This is a genomic window from Deinococcus aerius (genome assembly GCF_002897375.1).
Lineage (GTDB): Bacteria > Deinococcota > Deinococci > Deinococcales > Deinococcaceae > Deinococcus > Deinococcus aerius.
This window is the reverse complement of sequence record NZ_BFAG01000043.1, coordinates 1-503: the sequence shown is the minus strand read 5'-3', so window position 1 is coordinate 503 and position 503 is coordinate 1. Positions and strand designations below refer to the sequence as shown.

Below are 503 nucleotides of genomic sequence, written 5' to 3'. Positions count from 1 at the left end.
TGGTACCGCAGCGGCCCCCCGCGCCCGTTCTTGGTCGCCTGGAAGAGCGGCCCGTGCGTGTAGCCCAGTGTCCGCAGGTAGCGCCGCAGCAGGTTGACCAGCTTCGGGTCGTCGAGCAGCACCGTCCGCTTCCGCCCCCCCTTGCCCAGCACGGTGAGGTGCTCGTCGCCCCGGGTCAGGTCCAGGTCCTCCACATGCGAGCCCAGGGCTTCCCCGATCCGCAGGCCCGTCTCGAAGACCAGGCGGAACAGCAGGGCGTCCCGCATCTGCTCCACCGGAATCACCGCAAAGATGCGCTCCACGTCCTCCCGCTTCAGCCCTCGCGGGTGGGGAGGTGGCAAACTGGGGCGCCTCCAAGTGCAGGGTAGGATCGCAGCTCAGCAACTCGCGTTGTAGCGCCCAGCGACAAAAGCGCTCCAGCGTTGTCTGCTTGCGGTTGTGCGTTGAGGCGGCCCATCGGGGATGCGCGGCAAAGTAGGCCGCGAGGCCAGCGCCGTTCAGGA

At 68.6% G+C, this 503-nt stretch carries 1 protein-coding gene; it reads right to left on the bottom strand.

Annotated features, from left to right (window positions below; all coding sequences use genetic code 11):
• A partial coding sequence (locus DAERI_RS22990; RefSeq protein WP_235610511.1) for a tyrosine-type recombinase/integrase occupies positions 1–302 on the bottom strand: 302 nt, incomplete at its 3' end.
• Positions 303–503 lie beyond the last annotated feature (201 nt).